Origin of the sequence: Gemella haemolysans, from assembly GCF_901873445.1 — a bacterium.
Classification (GTDB): Bacteria; Bacillota; Bacilli; order Staphylococcales; family Gemellaceae; genus Gemella; species Gemella haemolysans_C.
In genome coordinates, this window is the sequence record NZ_CABFLN010000077.1 from 34,162 (window position 1) to 50,552 (window position 16,391).

At 30.1% G+C, this 16,391-nt stretch carries 18 protein-coding genes; 7 read left to right on the plus strand and 11 right to left on the minus strand.

The genetic code is table 11. From position 1 onward, the window contains the following. The first annotated feature begins 149 nt into the window (after window positions 1-149). From JX287_RS08715 to fni, 7 genes are all read left to right on the plus strand, one after another. Complete coding sequence (locus tag JX287_RS08715) at window positions 150-476, plus strand: PadR family transcriptional regulator (RefSeq protein ID WP_204644482.1); 327 nt, start codon at window positions 150-152, stop codon at window positions 474-476. A 21-nt stretch (window positions 477-497) separates the two neighbouring features. Further along, complete coding sequence (locus tag JX287_RS08720; protein WP_204644483.1) at window positions 498-1,151, plus strand: hypothetical protein; 654 nt, start codon at window positions 498-500, stop codon at window positions 1,149-1,151. A gap of 148 nt (window positions 1,152-1,299) precedes the next feature. Beyond that, entirely contained in the window at window positions 1,300-2,190 is an 891-nt protein-coding gene (locus JX287_RS08725) for a cation diffusion facilitator family transporter (RefSeq protein ID WP_204644484.1), read from the plus strand. A gap of 203 nt (window positions 2,191-2,393) precedes the next feature. Then, complete coding sequence (locus tag JX287_RS08730; protein ID WP_204644485.1) at window positions 2,394-3,200, plus strand: mevalonate kinase family protein; 807 nt, start codon at window positions 2,394-2,396, stop codon at window positions 3,198-3,200. Beyond that, the gene (mvaD, locus tag JX287_RS08735) at window positions 3,182-4,093 is read left to right on the plus strand and encodes a diphosphomevalonate decarboxylase (protein WP_204644486.1); all 912 of its coding nucleotides are present in this window, start codon (window positions 3,182-3,184) and stop codon (window positions 4,091-4,093) included. Before JX287_RS08730 ends, mvaD begins: the two co-directional genes overlap by 19 nt. After that, window positions 4,060-5,049, plus strand: coding sequence for a mevalonate kinase family protein (locus tag JX287_RS08740; RefSeq protein ID WP_204644487.1), 990 nt, complete (start codon window positions 4,060-4,062; stop codon window positions 5,047-5,049). The genes mvaD and JX287_RS08740 overlap by 34 nt, the downstream gene beginning before the upstream one ends. Before the next feature lie 21 nt (window positions 5,050-5,070). Continuing rightward, complete coding sequence (gene fni, locus JX287_RS08745; protein ID WP_204644488.1) at window positions 5,071-6,021, plus strand: type 2 isopentenyl-diphosphate Delta-isomerase; 951 nt, start codon at window positions 5,071-5,073, stop codon at window positions 6,019-6,021. A gap of 203 nt (window positions 6,022-6,224) precedes the next feature. On the opposite strand, the gene JX287_RS08750 is transcribed toward fni, so the two are convergent. From JX287_RS08750 to selB, 11 genes are all read right to left on the minus strand, one after another. Then, the gene (locus JX287_RS08750; protein WP_204644489.1) at window positions 6,225-6,389 is read right to left on the minus strand and encodes a cytochrome C biogenesis protein; all 165 of its coding nucleotides are present in this window, start codon (window positions 6,387-6,389) and stop codon (window positions 6,225-6,227) included. 192 nt (window positions 6,390-6,581) lie between these two features. Beyond that, a complete protein-coding gene (gene rpsU / locus JX287_RS08755) occupies window positions 6,582-6,755 on the minus strand; it encodes a 30S ribosomal protein S21 (RefSeq protein ID WP_003147339.1) in 174 nt (57 codons plus the stop codon). A gap of 214 nt (window positions 6,756-6,969) precedes the next feature. After that, window positions 6,970-7,872 (minus strand): class I SAM-dependent methyltransferase, encoded by a 903-nt coding sequence (locus JX287_RS08760; RefSeq protein WP_204644490.1) that lies wholly within the window; start codon window positions 7,870-7,872, stop codon window positions 6,970-6,972. 15 nt (window positions 7,873-7,887) lie between these two features. Further along, window positions 7,888-8,796, minus strand: a complete 909-nt coding sequence (locus tag JX287_RS08765) for a type II restriction endonuclease (RefSeq protein ID WP_204644491.1) — start codon at window positions 8,794-8,796, stop codon at window positions 7,888-7,890. Beyond that, window positions 8,786-9,409 carry a hypothetical protein gene (locus JX287_RS08770; protein ID WP_204644492.1) on the minus strand — a complete coding sequence of 208 codons (624 nt, stop codon included), beginning with the start codon at window positions 9,407-9,409 and terminating at the stop codon, window positions 8,786-8,788. Before JX287_RS08770 ends, JX287_RS08765 begins: the two co-directional genes overlap by 11 nt. Beyond that, window positions 9,406-10,164, minus strand: a complete 759-nt coding sequence (locus JX287_RS08775) for a DNA-methyltransferase (RefSeq protein ID WP_204644493.1) — start codon at window positions 10,162-10,164, stop codon at window positions 9,406-9,408. Before JX287_RS08775 ends, JX287_RS08770 begins: the two co-directional genes overlap by 4 nt. A gap of 13 nt (window positions 10,165-10,177) precedes the next feature. Beyond that, window positions 10,178-11,017 carry a DNA adenine methylase gene (locus JX287_RS08780; protein ID WP_204644494.1) on the minus strand — a complete coding sequence of 280 codons (840 nt, stop codon included), beginning with the start codon at window positions 11,015-11,017 and terminating at the stop codon, window positions 10,178-10,180. A 323-nt stretch (window positions 11,018-11,340) separates the two neighbouring features. Further along, window positions 11,341-11,778 carry a GNAT family N-acetyltransferase gene (locus JX287_RS08785; RefSeq protein ID WP_204644495.1) on the minus strand — a complete coding sequence of 146 codons (438 nt, stop codon included), beginning with the start codon at window positions 11,776-11,778 and terminating at the stop codon, window positions 11,341-11,343. Between the two features lie 54 nt (window positions 11,779-11,832). After that, a complete protein-coding gene (gene selA, locus JX287_RS08790) occupies window positions 11,833-13,215 on the minus strand; it encodes an L-seryl-tRNA(Sec) selenium transferase (RefSeq protein ID WP_204644496.1) in 1,383 nt (460 codons plus the stop codon). 10 nt (window positions 13,216-13,225) lie between these two features. Next, a complete protein-coding gene (locus JX287_RS08795; RefSeq protein WP_204644497.1) occupies window positions 13,226-14,377 on the minus strand; it encodes an aminotransferase class V-fold PLP-dependent enzyme in 1,152 nt (383 codons plus the stop codon). A gap of 54 nt (window positions 14,378-14,431) precedes the next feature. Beyond that, window positions 14,432-16,315 (minus strand): selenocysteine-specific translation elongation factor, encoded by a 1,884-nt coding sequence (selB, locus tag JX287_RS08800; RefSeq protein WP_204644498.1) that lies wholly within the window; start codon window positions 16,313-16,315, stop codon window positions 14,432-14,434. Window positions 16,316-16,391 lie beyond the last annotated feature (76 nt).

A 16,391-nucleotide genomic window follows, 5' to 3' on the forward strand; every position in this document is an offset into this window, starting at 1 on the left:
AGTATACTCTATTCCTTAAAACACATTTTTTTAAACAACTATTTTGCTTTACAAGACACCTTTGATATGGTACTATTATGTTTAACAAGATAGCGCGAATTTTTAACTTTCATATTAATAACTATAAAACCAAGAAAGGAGGTTTCAAAATGGAGATTAACACTTCTCAAATACTAAAAGGTACATTAGAAGCATGCATATTACAGCTAATTAAAAACAAAGAAATGTATGGCTATGAAATAACTGAACAGCTCTCTAATTATGGACTTGATATGGTTGCTCAAGGAACTATATATCCCCTACTATTAAAATTAGAAAAAGAGAATTTAGTCACTAGTTATTTGAAAGAAAGCAACTTTGGACCTCCTAGAAAATACTATTCTATTACTAATCAAGGTAAAGAATATATAAATTCATTTAAAGATATATGGGGCAATATAAGTACAACAATCACAGAGATTATGAAAGATAAATAATATTAGCAAGGAGGATGCACTATGAATACAGCTAACCTACTAAAACACAATAACGAACTTAGATCACAACTTAATGAAGATAACAAGAAATATTATGAAGAACTTTTAGTCGCTTGTCGAATAAAAAATACTACAAAAAATGAATCTGCTCTAGAAATTCAATTACTAGAAATATTACAAGATTTGATTCTATATCAAAAACAAGGAAAAAACTTTACAGATGTTTTTGGTAATGATATAAAAAAATTATCTTCATCAATAATTGCAGAACTGCCAAAGGAAAACAAAATGAAAATATTTAGATTTTCTCTAGTTTATCTTTTAATATTAATTATTAGTTCTCTAGTACCTTCTGTATTCACTAGAACTATACAACCAATTATAACAATGTTCTCTATATTATTATTAGCTTTAGGATCAGCAGTTTGCTTATATCTATTAATTTATAAAAAAACAGATAAAAATAAGTGGTTTATATATATTTCTTCGTTAATTATATTTGAAATTTCTTTTATTCTAATACCTATTCTAAATAAACTAAAGCTACTTCCAGAGTATCTTTCTCTAGAAGTAACAGTATCAAGTAACATCTTATACTTATTTGGAATTTTTAGTGCACTTTCTTATATATACATTTTTTTAACTTTCAAAAAATACTACTCTAAAAAAATATAATAAAGCTACCCGACTAAATCTTTAGTCGGGTGTTTCTTCGCTAAAGTTCACCTTAGTGAAATAATTTTAATTTAAAAATAACATTTTTTCTATTGAATAATTTTTTTAAACCTGTTATAATGGTAAAACATTATTTTAGGAGGAAGCCATGAATAATTCTATTTTCGATAAATTAAAACGTGCTGAACAAGGTGCCAAACTTAGTATTCTGTCATATTTATTGCTGACCGTTTTAAAACTTTGTGCTGGTCTATTTTTTAAATCTTCAGCCTTAGTTGCCGATGGTATTAACAACGCTACCGATGTAATTTCATCAGTATGCGTACTTATCGGTTTGAAAATTTCTAGAAAACCAGCAGATGAAGATCACCTTTATGGTCACTTTAGAGCCGAGCTTATATCTACATTAATAGCTTCATTTATTATGCTATATGCAGGGATCGAAGTAGTAATGTATGCAATAAAAAAAATTATAACAAAAAATTTCGAACAACCTAACCTACTTTCTGCAGTTGTCGCTTTTATAGCGAGTGCTATTATGCTTGGGGTTTATTTCTATAATATTCGTCTAGCTAAAAAAATTGGAAGTAAATCTCTTAAAGCTGCGGCTCTTGATAATCTTAGCGATGCTTTTGTTTCTATCGGAACATTAATAGGGATTATCGCTACATATATCGGACTTCCAATAGCTGATTCAGTAGTTGCAATAATTGTCGGATTACTTATTATTTACACTGCTGTTAGTATTTTCAAAGAATCTACACACGTTCTTACTGACGGCGTTGATACTGAAGTGATAGATAAAGTTAACGATATTGTAAATGATATTAAAGGTGTTACATCAATAGTAGATACGAAAGGTAGAACTCATGGCTTACTATACTTTATCGATATTACTGTTACTGTCGAACCATCATTAAATGTTAAACAAAGTCACGACATCACCGTAAAAATAGAAAAAGCACTATCTAAAGAATTCTATTATTGTGAAACTTTAGTACACTTAGAACCACATGGTATTGCTTGCCATTCATATTAAAATATTTCAAGATGAAATTATACTTCTTTTAACTTAAGTTATTTCTAGTATAATTTCATCTTTTTTACTGCACCGATGTTTGACAAAAACAAATACTAAAAGTATAATTATTGTACGTATAAAAGTATTTTTAACTATTAATTATCTTTTAATTAAATAGTATAAAATACTACTTAATTATAAAAATTGGAGTTTTTAAATTTATGACGCACGCAAAAGCAATATTCTTCGGTGAACATGCAGTCGTTTATGGATATAAAGGGATTACTATTCCACTTCCACAAATGAGTGTCGAGGTCACTTTAGAAGAAACTGATACAATTCAACAAAGAGATGAGATTCTTAGCTTTATAGCTAATACATGTGGAATCGATAATAAAACAAAAATTAATATTACTAGTACCATCCCTGTAGGGCGTGGACTAGGTTCTTCTGCTGCGCTGAGTAGCGCTATTGCACGTGCAAAAAAACTCCCAAATGTTAGAGAAATTGCTAATAAATGCGAGAAATTTATCCACGGAAATCCTAGCGGTATTGATGTAAATCAAGTACTTAGTGACACTCCCCTTTTATTTTCAAAAAAAGAGGGAGCTAGTGAGTTAACTTTCGATTTAAACAGTTATTTACTAATTATCGATACAGGTGTTGTTGGAATCACTAAAGAAACTCTAAAACATATAGAAGATAATTATGTTGAATACGAGAAATATATTGCTGAATTAGGTGAAATCACTGATTTAGTAATCGAACCATTAAAAAATAAAAAAATCGACCTTGTCGGACAATATATGTATAAAGCTCATGATTTACTGCGCAAACTAGGAGTAAGTCATGCGAGCAACGATGAGGTTGTGGAAATTTGTAAAAACAATAATGCAATTGGTGCCAAGCTAACTGGTGGTGGTGCTGGTGGTTGTTGTATTAGCCTTAGCAAAACAAAAGAAAATGCACTGGAAATTCAAAACGCACTAAAAGAGAAAGGATATTCATCATGGATAGTTACAGTTTAGGTTATGCTAATATTGCCTTAGTTAAATACTGGGGAAAAAAATCTAAAGATCCTGTCTTACCTTATAATCCTAATATTTCTTTAAGATTAGACAATCTTTTATCAAAAACAAAAATAGAAAAAAATAACAATAATGTTGATGAATTTTATATCAATGACGAAAAACAAAGCCAAGAAGAAGTTGATAAGATGATTAAATTCATCTCTAAATTTACACCTACTGAACGAGAAGCTATAACTATAAAAAGTTATAACACCGTACCTACTGCTGCTGGACTTTCTTCAAGTTCTAGCGGTACTATGGCGTTAGTTCTTGCTTGTAATGAATATTTCAATTTAAACAAAACTACTAAAGAATTAGTTGAAATAGCTAAAGAAGGATCTGGTTCTTCATGCCGAAGTTTCTATAAACTTGCTGCTTGGCTTGAGGATGGAAGTGTTGAAGAGTTAGAATGCTCTCTAGACTTCGGAATGATGGTTCTTGTAGTTAATGAAGATAGAAAGAAAATTTCTAGTCGTGTCGCTATGGAGCGCTGTGTTCAAACATCAACAACATTCAGTGCTTGGGTAGAAAAAGCTAAAAACGATTTTGTATTAATGAAAGAAGCTCTAAAAGAAGCCGACTTCGAGAAAATTGGTGAGATTACAGAAAGTAACGCACTAGCTATGCATGGTACAACTTCTACATCTACTCCAAGTTTTTCGTTCTTAACTGAAGAAAGCTACATGGCTATGGATATCGTAAAAGAACTACGTTCTAAAGGTTATAGATGTTACTTCACTATGGATGCTGGCCCAAATGTGAAAGTACTATACTTAAGGGAAGATCAAGACAAATTATATGAGGAAATTTCAAAATTATGGAAGAAAAAAATAATTTTGTGCATGGAGTAGCATACGGTAAGCTCTATCTTGCTGGTGAATATGCGATTTTAGAAGATTATGCTTCTGCACTAATAACAAGTGTCCCTAAAAAAATTACAGTATTTGTAGAAGAAAGTGATAAAACTACTATCTTCGATACAATTAATAAAACTTCTGTTGGCCTTTTTGAAGAAAATAGTAACTTCACACTAGTTCAACAATTTATCCAATTTTTAACAGAATATACAAATAGTGATAAAACATTTTCTCTTACTATTTTCAATGAACTTCATAGTGATGATAAAAAATACGGTCTAGGCTCATCTGGCGCTGTTCTTGTCGCTATAGCTCGAGCAATATTATCATTCGAAAATATTACATATAGTGATCTAACTATTTTCAAATTGGTTGCCCTATTTAATATTAAACACAATCTAAGCGGATCTATGGGAGATGTTGCTGCGAGTATCAATGATGGAATCACCTTCTATCAAAAATTCAATGCCAAATTCGTTAATGAAATGATTCTCCAAAACAAGTCTGTTAAAGAAATAATTAATACAAATTGGGATGGACTTCTTATTGAAAAAATACATCCTAAAGCTGATTTAAGCATCTTAGCACGATGGACTGGTGAAGCTGTTGATACGAAAGAGCACGTTAAACTTTGGAAACAACATAAAGATAATTACAAAGAAGAATTTAGAGTTTTTGTAGAGACTTCTAATCACCTTGTAAAAACATTAAAAGAGAATTTAGTAGAAACAGATGCATCAAATGCTCTTAATACGATAAATAAACTTAGAGAAAATCTATTGTATTTAGAAAGTTTCTCTAAAATACCTATGGAAACTAATGCAATGAAAAATTATATCGACTCACATTCTGCTGGTAAACAGAGTGGTTCTGGTAGTGGTGATATTGTATTAGGATTTGAAAAAAATAACGATAAGTATCAGCTACAACTGAACTTAGAAAGATTATAATACACTACGAAAGGATTAATTATGAGAAAAAAAGATCATATTAGATTGGCGCTTGCTGATAAAACAAAAGTAACTAGCTTGGACTCATACGCAATTGATTACAATAGTATTCCACTTTTCGGATTAGATGATGTGGATACTTCTACATCAGTTTGTGGGGATCGTTGGGAATATCCATTCTTCATCAATGCTATAACTGCTGGTGGAGAAGATTGTAATAAAATTAATCAAGATTTTATGGAAGTTAGTAAAAAATGTGGAATTAAATTTTTTCCAGGATCATATTCTCCAGCTCTTAAGAGTAAAGAAGACGAAGAAGCTTATCCTAAAGGCTATTCGGTAAACTTAGGATTAGATAAAGATCCAAAACTTATTTTAGAAGCAATTGAAAAATCACAAGCAAAATATATTCAACTTCATACTAATCCTCTTCAAGAAATAGTTATGCCAGAAGGTGATCATAACTTCGAAAGTTGGTACACTAACCTAAAAGAAGTCAGCTCTAAATCTCCTATTCCTGTAATCTTAAAAGAAACAGGTTTTGGCATGAACGAAGCTACTATTAAACTAGCAATCGATTTAAATATTCCAGCCGTGGATATCAGCGGTATGGGTGGAACAAACTTCGCTAGAATCGAAAATGGACGAAGAACTGATAAATCAACTTACCTAGAAGCAATTGGATACACTACAGCAGAAAGTCTAGAAATCGCCTACTCTTATAAAGATAAAATAGATATTATCGCAAGTGGTGGTATTCGTAATCCTCTAGATGTTGTAAAATGTCTAGCTTTAGGAGCTAAAGCAGTTGGTGTTTCTAAAATTTTCTTAGAAATCCTTGTAAATGAAGGAAAAGATGCCCTAATTCAAGAAATTGAAAAATGGAAAAAAGAAGTTAAGTTCTTGATGATACTTATGAATGCTAGAAATATAGCTGAATTAGATAAAAAAATAAGAAAAATAGAATTCTAAAAAAAGAAGATTCCGTCCGTCTTGGATGGAATCTTCCTTATTATTTATGCTCAGGAAGACTCAAAAGACCTAAATTCTAACAAAGTGTATATGATAACTCATAGACGCAGTGGTTTATTGATATCTAAATTCGCTTTATAAAAGCTTTTTAGATATCTAATAAACTTTGCGGGGGTGACTCGACAAAATCGATTTCTACGAAATCACGATTTTTGAGTCACTCCCTCTTCTAATGCTGCTAGTCTTTTAATTGCTTTATTTAAATCATCTTGTAAATCATTAATTTTATTTTTATTCTTCTGATTTTCAGCAATTAAGTACCAACATGAAATTAATAACATAATATTTAAACAAATTATTGCAAACATACTATTCTCCTAGTGATAATAATTAAAATAAGAATAACACAATTTCTTTCTTTTAACAAGAGCAGTCCTACTCCATTATATAAAGATATAAAAAAACCTCATCTTGCGATGAGGTCCTTATTTTTTAAATAAATCTAAAAGAGGGAAAGTTTTTTAGATTTTATTAATAAATTGCCTGATAATTACCAATTATTAATATTTACGTTTTCTAGCCGCTTCAGATTTTTTCTTACGACGAACGCTTGGTTTTTCATAAAACTCACGTTTACGAACTTCTTGGATAGTTCCGTTTTTAGAAACAGCACGTTTGAAACGACGTAGTGCATCTTCTAGTGATTCATTTTTACGAACTACAGTTTTTGACATTGGATTTCCCTCCCTCCGATACTACAAAATCTTAATTTAATACTTAATTAAATGTTTAAGATATAAAATAAATACAAAACATTCAATCAATAAGACTGCTTTTAAGCAATCTACTTACATATTGTATTATATTCTTACGTTCTTGTCAACCTTTAATAGCAATTTGTTAACATATTTCTACGAAAATAATCTTTTCATTTATACATTAATGATGCTATTTTTCTGCTAACCAATTTTTAAATTCTTCAATAAAATTAGCATAACCTTCTTTATTTTTATGACTAGGTACTTGAGCTAAAAATACTTGATTTGGCAATTTAGTTTGACCTTTTTTAGTTATTAAAATAATAGCTTTTTGTTGAGATGCATTTTTGAACATCTCATCAGGTAAAGTAATTACCGCATTTAAATTAATATCTTCTTCTAAAAATTTCTTGAAATTATCTTCAAGCTCAAGAACTTTTTTAGGCACTACTAATACTCCTACACCATTATCATTTAAATAATTAGATGCTTGCTCAATGAATAGTAAAGCATTTAAGCTATATCCTTCAGCACTACAAAGTTTATAGTTTAAGCTATTATCCTCATCAGCATAATAGCCAAAAGGTACATCACTGATAATAACATCTTGTTTTTTAATATTTAAAGGTTTAAGTGCATCTTGATTAATGATCTCAACATTAGTTTCTAATAAATTGAAAATATTTTGTTGTAATCTAGCATAATTATTATCAACATCAACAGAAGTTAATTCGTAGTCACCTTTTGATAAGGCAGCTAAGTTAATTAAGAAGTTTCCACTTCCACTAGCAAAATCAGCTACAGAAATTTTCTCATTATTGTATAAACACTCTAAAATATGAGATACATACATAGTAATAACTTCTGGTGTAATGTCGTAACTTGGATTATTTAACTCTTTAAGAGCTTTTAAAAGTAAAAACTGATAAGCTTTTTTAATATCCTCTTTAGAGAAATTGTCGACAATATCAAAATACTCTTCATCATTCTCTAAAGTTAAGTATTTCACTAAAGAGTCAAAATACAACCCTTCACCTTTATTCTCTTCTACCTGTTTATCTATCTTAAAAAATAATTTTTCTAAATCTGACATGGTTCCTCCTATATATTATTTTTTAAACAAATCAAATAAATATCCTTGTTTTAACATTTCTAAATTAAAAATATTGTCTATATGTCCAAAAGCTTCAGATAAAGGATAACGTGCCGTATGCCATCCTTGTCCATCAGTTACCCATGAAAAACTCACATCATCTTTAGCTGTTTGAATTAATTTACTTAGTTCCGTAAATTCACCAGAGACGGATTTCAGTTTACTTCCACCGCCACCATAGTAGTTAGTTTCAATAAGCCATACTTTATTTTTTTCTTTTGAAAATACTGCAATATCAAAACGACGTTCCGATTTATCTACAGGTACTTCAATTCCCCAAGAACTTCTTATATAATTTGCTGTTGCTTGAGCCTTATAAACTAAATTTTGTTCAATACAAATTTTTTCTACATTTCGCTCTAAAATATTCTCCATAGTTGTTCCACTGCGATTTTTTCTCGCATTACTGTCTAAACCAGCTTCCACACCATAAACATAATCAACCAATGAACGATTCGCATCTTTCTGTAAAAATTCTAAAAGACCTGCATCTTTCATGAAATCTACATACTTTCCTAATTGACTACTATCAATATTTTTGAAATCTAATTGGTAAAAATTCATAATATCATCTACGTCAAAAAATAATATATCTAAAACTTTTTCTCTACTTGCTATTAAACTAGGAATAGCTTTTAAAAGTTGTGGTTGCTTCTGAAATAACCCTAAAGCCTCATTATAAATATCTTCTTTTCCTATTAGATAATTTAAAGTGTGTAACTCTAATTCAAATGCTTTTGTTTCTCTTCTTACTTTATCCCAATTCACATAATATTCTGGAGTTCTATTAGTAACTGATAGTGTAGAAAAGAAATAATTTAATTTGTCTTCTACTTGGCCGGATAAATATTCCCTAAACTTCATCTATACATTCCTCCTCTACTGGTAATCCCAAAGCACTTAATGGTATGTAATTAAAATAATATCCACAACCTACTGAAATAATATAATCTAATACATCCTTATATTTTCGTTGTGAAAACCATTCTTTCTCTAATAAATAATAATATTTAACTTCTTTATTTAACGGAGAAAATAGCTTTCTGTATTGTTTTAATTTAAAATCACAAGTTTGTAATTTTTCATCTACACTACCACTTCCACTTTGAGTTTTCTTCTCTATTATAAATACTGTATTTTTTTCTATCACAAAAATTGCATCATCTGGTAATAATTTACTAGATATTATTTTTGTATAGTCGTAACCATCTATTTCGTCAAAATATCTATATAAACCCTCTTTTCTAAAAATTCTAGCTACTTCTTCTTGTTTATATAATACTATCCATCTTGCAGTTTTTTCTCCCGAGCGCAACTTTCTCCCTATAATAACTTTTCCGTTCTTTCTAGAAGTATCAAAATCACAATTTTTCACTTCATAATTCTTCAATCTAGAAATAATTTCTTTTAAGTCTGTCTGCAATTCAAATTCCAAACCAGTCTTCGTATTTACTCCACCTATTCCGTCTTTAATCATTTTACTGCCTCCAATCTTCTTTTAGCAATATCTAGATATTCTTCTTTAAAATCTATTCCTACAAATTTACGCTCTAATCTTTTAGCTACAACTCCTGTTGTCCCACTTCCTACAAAAGGATCTAAAACATAATCTCCCTTTTCTGTACTTGCTAAAATAATTCTTTCCAATAAATATTCTGGTTTTTGAGTAGGATGTTTCCCTGCCCATTTTTCACTAATTTTTGTTAAAGGACCTGTCCAGACATCTTTCATTTGCTTTCCATTATTGATTTCCTTCATCAAATCATAATTATAGTAATGTCTGGCATATTTATCAGCTTTTCTTGCCCATAATATAGTCTCCGTAGAATGCGTAAAATATCTACATGATAAGTTTGGTGCTGGATTAGTTTTTTGCCATGTTATATTATTTAATATTTTAAATCCTTCTTGCTCTAGAGCCATACCAACTGAATAAATATTGTGTAACGTTCCCGAAATCCAAATTGTTCCATTTGGTTTTAAAACTCTTTTAGCTTTTCTTATCCATTCTCGATTAAAGTTATGCTTTTCTTCAAAAGATGATATTTTATCCCAATCACCTTTATTAACAGAAACTACTTTTCCTCCAGAATTTGAAAAACCATCATTACTTAAAAAATATGGTGGATCAGCAAAAATCATATCAATACTTTCACTTTTAATTTTTTCGATAACCTCAAATGTATCACCTAAAGCGAGTGTACAGTTATCTTTTTTATAATATATGTCCATAATGCTTCCTCCCTTAATAATTTGTAATTATAACTTCTTTCACTACTCCCCTACTAGTTGATTTCGCTCCATTAGTTCTAGTTACATCTACATAATGTACATTAAACTCTCTATATAAATCTATTGTTAGTTCACTCGAAGAATTTGACACCATAACCTTTACACCTTTTTCTGTTAATTTTCTAACTGTATCTCGTAAACGTACTTGATCCTCATAAGAAAATCCTTCATGTGTATATGATGTAAATGAGCTAGTTTCATTTAAAGGAATATATGGTGGATCAAAATAAACAAAATCTCCCGATTTTACTGTATCTAAACTATCTTCAAAATCTCCACTCATAATTTTAATTTCATTTGAATTTAAATAATCACTGATACTATTAATTAATTCTTCATCTACAATCTTAGGATTAGAATAATTCCCATATGGGACATTAAATTGATTTTTTGAATTAACCCTGTATAACCCATTAAAATTAACTCTTAACATATACATTATTCGAGCTGCTCGCTCTATACCTGATAGATTACTAAAACAATCTAATCTATCTAATCCTCTTATCTCTAAGTAGTACTCTTTACTATTTTTTTCTTTATGCTTCCTTAGAGACTCTATTAATTTATTAGGATTATTTTTTATTTGAATATAACAATTAATTAACTCATTATTGAAATCATTAATAATCGCATTTTTAGGAGCTAATTCAAAAAATAGAGCTCCCCCTCCTACAAAAGGTTCATAATAATTATTATAATCTACCGGTAATAACTCTTTTAGTTTAGGAAGTAACTTTCGTTTTCCTCCTGTCCATTTTGTAAATGGTTGTAATTTTTCTAGTTTATCATTCATAATTTAATTATATCACATCTTCCTATCTTATATAAATCAACAATTTAAATTCTAATATTTTACTATTATAACCTAATATTACAAAAGAGGAAACATTTTGTAATTAAAACCTTTATAATTTTTATAAAGCTTCATCTCTAATAAAATTCTCATGCGAATTCATGTGGAGCTAGTGCAGAATTTTACATCTATCTATTTTCTCTATAAACCGAAAACAAACGAAAAAGATTTACATAATCAAACACTTTACACTTGATTATATAAATCTTATTTTAAACTTTCTAAAAGTAAGCTAAAACGCTAAAACTTCTGTTTAAACACTTTTATTTTAATACTTTTATAAATCTTTTTTGAACTTTATCACAGATATACCCGATATGTTCATAGAATTTATGCGCTTCTTCACGTTTCATGGCAGAATTTAATCTAATAAAGCTAATATTATTGTCTACGGCATAGTCTTCTAACTTATTCATAAGTTTTCTACCTATTCCCCTACCTTGAAAATCAGGATTAACAGCAAGTCCTAAAATATTTAATCCTAGATCACTATAGAAACTTTCATACATTTGAGCATGAACGAATCCTATAATCTTCCCTATATTTTCATCTTCATAACCGATAATAATATGTTGTTTCTTATCATTAGTTAGTTTTTCTATTTGTTTTTTTACATTTTCAACATCTACATCATACCCTAATGCTACTTTACAAATTTCTGCTACATCTTGTGTATCTTCTATATTTATTTCCCTAAACATATACTCACCTTCTAGTTTTATCAAATATTATTTAATGTATGCTTAAATTCTAATCTACTTCGCGACTTCTATTAAAGCTTGTTTAACTAAATCGAATTCTCTAGTGCGAAGAGTTCTCATATCAAGAATTAATTCATTATCTTTAATTCGTGTAATAATAGGTATTTCTACTTCTAAAAGACGACGTTCTAGTTCTGTAGCACTTAGTCTTGGATGTTCTAATTTTACTACAACACTTTCTAAGTAACTTGCTGGATAGCTTCCTCCACCGACTTCTGCCTTATCTTCAGCTATTGTAATCTTGAAGTCTAAGTCACTAAGTCTTATTTTTAGAACATCTGCTTTTTCAAATAAACGTTCTTTTGATAATGAAATCATATGTAACGTTGGAATGTGTTCTAACGCTTCTTTCTCGTCTAAGTATAGTTTTAAAGTAGCTTCTAATGCAGCTAAAGTCATCTTATCTACACGTAACGTACGAGTAAGCTGGTTCTTTTTCATTTTTTCTATATATTCTTTTTTACCAACGATAATACCTGCTTGTGGTCCTCCCAGAAGTTTATCCCCACTGAAAGTTACTATATCAATACCACTATCAAGCACTTCTTTTACAGTTGGCTCATAAGGTAAACCATATTTAGAAAAATCAACGAACTGACCGCTTCCTAAGTCATTTATAGATACTAGTTCATTTTCACGAGCAAGGTAAGATATCTCTTCATTAGATACTTCTTTAGTAAATCCTACAATCTTATAGTTACTAGTATGCACTTTTAACAATGCTCCTGTATTGTCATTAATTGCATTCTCGTAGTCTTTTAAGTGTGTTTTATTCGTAGTACCTACTTCAATAGGAGTACCACCACTTAGTTTTATAATTTCAGGAATTCTGAATGCCCCACCGATTTCTACCAGCTCTCCACGAGAAACTACTATTTCCTTGTCTTTAACTAGTGTATTTAATGTTAATAGTACAGCCGCAGCATTGTTGTTAACTACAAGGACATCTTCTGCACCTGTTAATTTTTTGATAATATCAATAAGATGGACATAACGACTTCCACGTTTTTTATTATCAATATCAAACTCAAGATTAGAATAGTTAAATGCTACACTCTCAATATTTTCTTTAATCTTCTGACTCAGTAAACTACGACCTAAGTTTGTGTGTAAAATTGTCCCAGTTGCATTTATAACTCGACGTAAAGAATTTCTGTCTTCTTTTTTTACTATTTGTGTAACTTCTACTACAATTTTCTCTAAACTTGGAACTTCGAATAATTCTTCATTTAGTATTTCTTGTTTAATTCTATCAATATATTCTTTTATCGCTGATTTTACCGCTACTTCTGCATATTCATTTATTAGTGCTTTTACTTCATCTAATAATAAAATTTTATTTATTGCGGGAATTTGTGATAATAATTGTTTTGACATAATAATTCTCCTAAATTTCTTTTGCTAATGTTTTTATAGCATTAATAGCATAGTCTACTTCTTCTTCTGTATTCATACTAGAAAAAGAAAATCTCACTATACCTTGTTCTTTTGTCCCTAATACCTCATGCATCAGAGGTGCACAGTGTGCTCCAGGTCTAACAGCAATGTCATATTCTTCAGCAAGTACATCTGCAACATCCGAAGCTGAAATTCCTTTGAAGTTCAATGAAACTACTGCTGTACGTTCTTTTGTAAAATCTCCATAAAACTCTAAACAATCTAAGTCTTTTAATTCGTTATAGAATTTGTTCGCAAAATTCATCTGTTTTTTATAAAGATTTTCTATTCCCTGTCTATTAATATATTTTATTCCCTCATGCAAACCTAAGATTCCTGCAGTATTAAGCGTACCTGCTTCTAAGCGCAGTGGATATTCTCCTGGATGTTTCTCATCGAAAGTTCTAACTCCACTTCCACCGACTTTAAATCTCTTAATTTCAGGTTCTTTAAGTCTTACACATAGTCCACCAATTCCTTGTGGTCCGTACAGACTTTTATGCCCAGTAAAACATAATATATCTATTCCTAGTTCATCTATATTGATAGGCACTACCCCAGCAGTTTGCGAAGCATCAACAACTGAAATAAGATTGTGTTTTTTACATATAGCCGCAACTTTTTCCAAGTCTACTATATTTCCTGTAACATTCGAACCATGAGTGATAGCGATCATTTTTGTATTAGGTTTGATAGCTTTTTCTAACTCCTCATAGTCGATTAATCCTGTTTTTCCAGCTCTAACAATCGTATAGTCACATCCTATTATTTCATGAGCTAAATAAACTGGTCTTAATACTGAATTATGTTCCATTGAAGTCGTAATTACATGATCATCTTTTTCTAATAATCCTAGTATTGCTATATTTAGACTTTCTGTAGAATTACTCGTAAATACTACTCTATCTTCATCTTTCATACCAAAAAATTTTGCAATATCATTTCTTGCTTCAAACACTTCACGAAAAGCGTTATTCGCTTCATAATAACTGCCCCTTGATGCATTTGCATATTTCGCCGATGATAGTACTTCATAGACTTTGTCCGCTACTTCCTTAGGTTTTTTTAGCGATGTTGCTCCATAGTCGAAATAATAACTCATATCCCTTACCTTATCTAAGTCAATTTTGTACGATGACTTAGCTCCCTTCTTTATTTATTTTTTCGCCAATACTCGATAATTTTCTACACGTTTAGTAATTCCTAGCTTATCGATATATTCTAAAATAGCCATAGAATATTTTCTACTAGACCCTGTCATATCTCTAAATTCAGCTAATCCCATTTGTTCATTCGCACTAAAGTGATCTTCTACTTTTTGAATAGCTTCTTTTAATACATTAACATGTAATACTAAATCAGTATCTAATCTAACTATTGTATTGTCGATTAGAGATTCTAATATCTCAACTTTCGGTTTTTCTCCGTTTGTTAAATCTTTAATAGTCGGTGGTGTAAATCCTCCTTCTAATAAAGCCTTCTCTATTCTTTCTTTTTCAGCCAATTGTTTCTTATCATAATTAACTACGAAATCTTTTTCAGCTACTAAGTTACCTTCTAGTCGAATTTCGTTGTTCGCTATAAATAGATCAAGTAGCTCTAATGTTTCTTTTTGAGAAAGTTTAAACTTAGAAAGTACCTCAATTTTAGGAATACCAACTTTCAATTTGAATCTATTATGATATTCTACTAATAATTTTTTCAGTTTTTCTAATACTTCTTCATATTTTTTCTTATGAATATATCCTAACTTAGTCTCATAAACTGTAGCTGTTTCTATTAGTTGTGCCAGTGATTCCACTATCTCTTCTTCTGGAAGTTGTAAATCTTTTACGATACTATCTTTAGAAACTAAATAGTTATTGTGTGATAGTATATAATTAGCTATTAAATCTGATATATTCCCTTCAAGTTGCACTTTAAGTTTTTCAAGAATTTCTTCATTAAATCTGCTATGTTTTTTTGGACTAGCATCAAGAATTACTCCTCCACCTATTGTAATCATTGGTGAATAAGTACGAATGATAAATTTATCATAATTTTTAACTGCTATTTCATCTTCTAGTCTAAGTTGAGCAAAACTACTCTCTCCTGCTTTTAATAAGTCAGTCCCAAGTGGTACAACCCTTGCCATAACTTCTTCAGTACCTATATATACACGCACTCTATCCCATAGTTCAAGATTAGCTCTCTCATCATTGATTAATTTAATCTCACTATCTAGCATATAAGTTTTTGTTAATGAATCTGCAGTCGCTAAAGTGTCTCCACGTTTTACATCATCAAACTTGATATTCGCTAAGTTTATGGCTGTTCTTTGACCTGCGTAGGCTTTTTCTACATCTTTTGCGTGAACTTGTATATTTCTTACTTTTGTTTTTATTCCTTTTGGATAAATAACAAGTTCATCCCCTACATTTACTACACCTTCCGTAAGAGTTCCTGTAACAACTGTGCCGAATCCTTTTACCTGGAATGAACGATCGATATTAAGTCTAGCATTTTTCTCTATATTTTTCGCTTCGATATCTTCTGTTTTCTTATCAATTGTTTCTAATAGATTGTCTAAACCTTTTTTACTAATTGAGTCTACTTCTATAATTGGAGAATTCTCCAGAACTGTTCCAGCGATGAATTCTCGAATATCTTCTTTAACAAGTTCTCGATATTCTTCTTCAACTAAATCTATTTTCGTCATTACGATAATGTAGTTTTCAATTCCTAGTAACGTTAAGATATCAATATGTTCTTTCGTCTGAGGCATTATACCTTCTCTTGAATCAACTAGTAATAATACTAAGTTTATCCCACTAACTCCAGCTAGCATATTTTTAATAAATTTTTCATGTCCGGGAACATCAACTACACCGCATCTTTTTCCACTTGGTAGATCAAAATAAGCAAATCCAAGATTTATTGACATTCCTCTATCTTTTTCTTCTTGAGTAGTATCTGTTTCAATACCACTTAGAGCTTTTATCAGGGTCGTCTTCCCGTGATCTATATGCCCTGCAGTACCAATAATTACATTGTTATTCATACAATTCACCTTTACACTTTATATTAAGAATAGAGATTATGAGAGAGAACTTTACAAAATAGATTTTAAACTTTCT

Bases quoted from the DNA above. Each gene is read 5' to 3' on its own strand.
- JX287_RS08715 (WP_204644482.1), top strand. From the start codon at position 150: ATGGAGATTAACACTTCTCAAATACTAAAAGGTACATTAGAAGCATGC.
- JX287_RS08720 (WP_204644483.1), top strand. From the start codon at position 498: ATGAATACAGCTAACCTACTAAAACACAATAACGAACTTAGATCACAA.
- JX287_RS08725 (WP_204644484.1), top strand. From the start codon at position 1,300: ATGAATAATTCTATTTTCGATAAATTAAAACGTGCTGAACAAGGTGCC.
- JX287_RS08730 (WP_204644485.1), top strand. From the start codon at position 2,394: ATGACGCACGCAAAAGCAATATTCTTCGGTGAACATGCAGTCGTTTAT.
- mvaD (WP_204644486.1), top strand. From the start codon at position 3,182: ATGGATAGTTACAGTTTAGGTTATGCTAATATTGCCTTAGTTAAATAC.
- JX287_RS08740 (WP_204644487.1), top strand. From the start codon at position 4,060: ATGGAAGAAAAAAATAATTTTGTGCATGGAGTAGCATACGGTAAGCTC.
- fni (WP_204644488.1), top strand. From the start codon at position 5,071: ATGAGAAAAAAAGATCATATTAGATTGGCGCTTGCTGATAAAACAAAA.
- JX287_RS08750 (WP_204644489.1), bottom strand. From the start codon at position 6,389: ATGTTTGCAATAATTTGTTTAAATATTATGTTATTAATTTCATGTTGG.
- rpsU (WP_003147339.1), bottom strand. From the start codon at position 6,755: ATGTCAAAAACTGTAGTTCGTAAAAATGAATCACTAGAAGATGCACTA.
- JX287_RS08760 (WP_204644490.1), bottom strand. From the start codon at position 7,872: ATGTCAGATTTAGAAAAATTATTTTTTAAGATAGATAAACAGGTAGAA.
- JX287_RS08765 (WP_204644491.1), bottom strand. From the start codon at position 8,796: ATGAAGTTTAGGGAATATTTATCCGGCCAAGTAGAAGACAAATTAAAT.
- JX287_RS08770 (WP_204644492.1), bottom strand. From the start codon at position 9,409: ATGATTAAAGACGGAATAGGTGGAGTAAATACGAAGACTGGTTTGGAA.
- JX287_RS08775 (WP_204644493.1), bottom strand. From the start codon at position 10,164: ATGGACATATATTATAAAAAAGATAACTGTACACTCGCTTTAGGTGAT.
- JX287_RS08780 (WP_204644494.1), bottom strand. From the start codon at position 11,017: ATGAATGATAAACTAGAAAAATTACAACCATTTACAAAATGGACAGGA.
- JX287_RS08785 (WP_204644495.1), bottom strand. From the start codon at position 11,778: ATGTTTAGGGAAATAAATATAGAAGATACACAAGATGTAGCAGAAATT.
- selA (WP_204644496.1), bottom strand. From the start codon at position 13,215: ATGTCAAAACAATTATTATCACAAATTCCCGCAATAAATAAAATTTTA.
- JX287_RS08795 (WP_204644497.1), bottom strand. From the start codon at position 14,377: ATGAGTTATTATTTCGACTATGGAGCAACATCGCTAAAAAAACCTAAG.
- selB (WP_204644498.1), bottom strand. From the start codon at position 16,315: ATGAATAACAATGTAATTATTGGTACTGCAGGGCATATAGATCACGGG.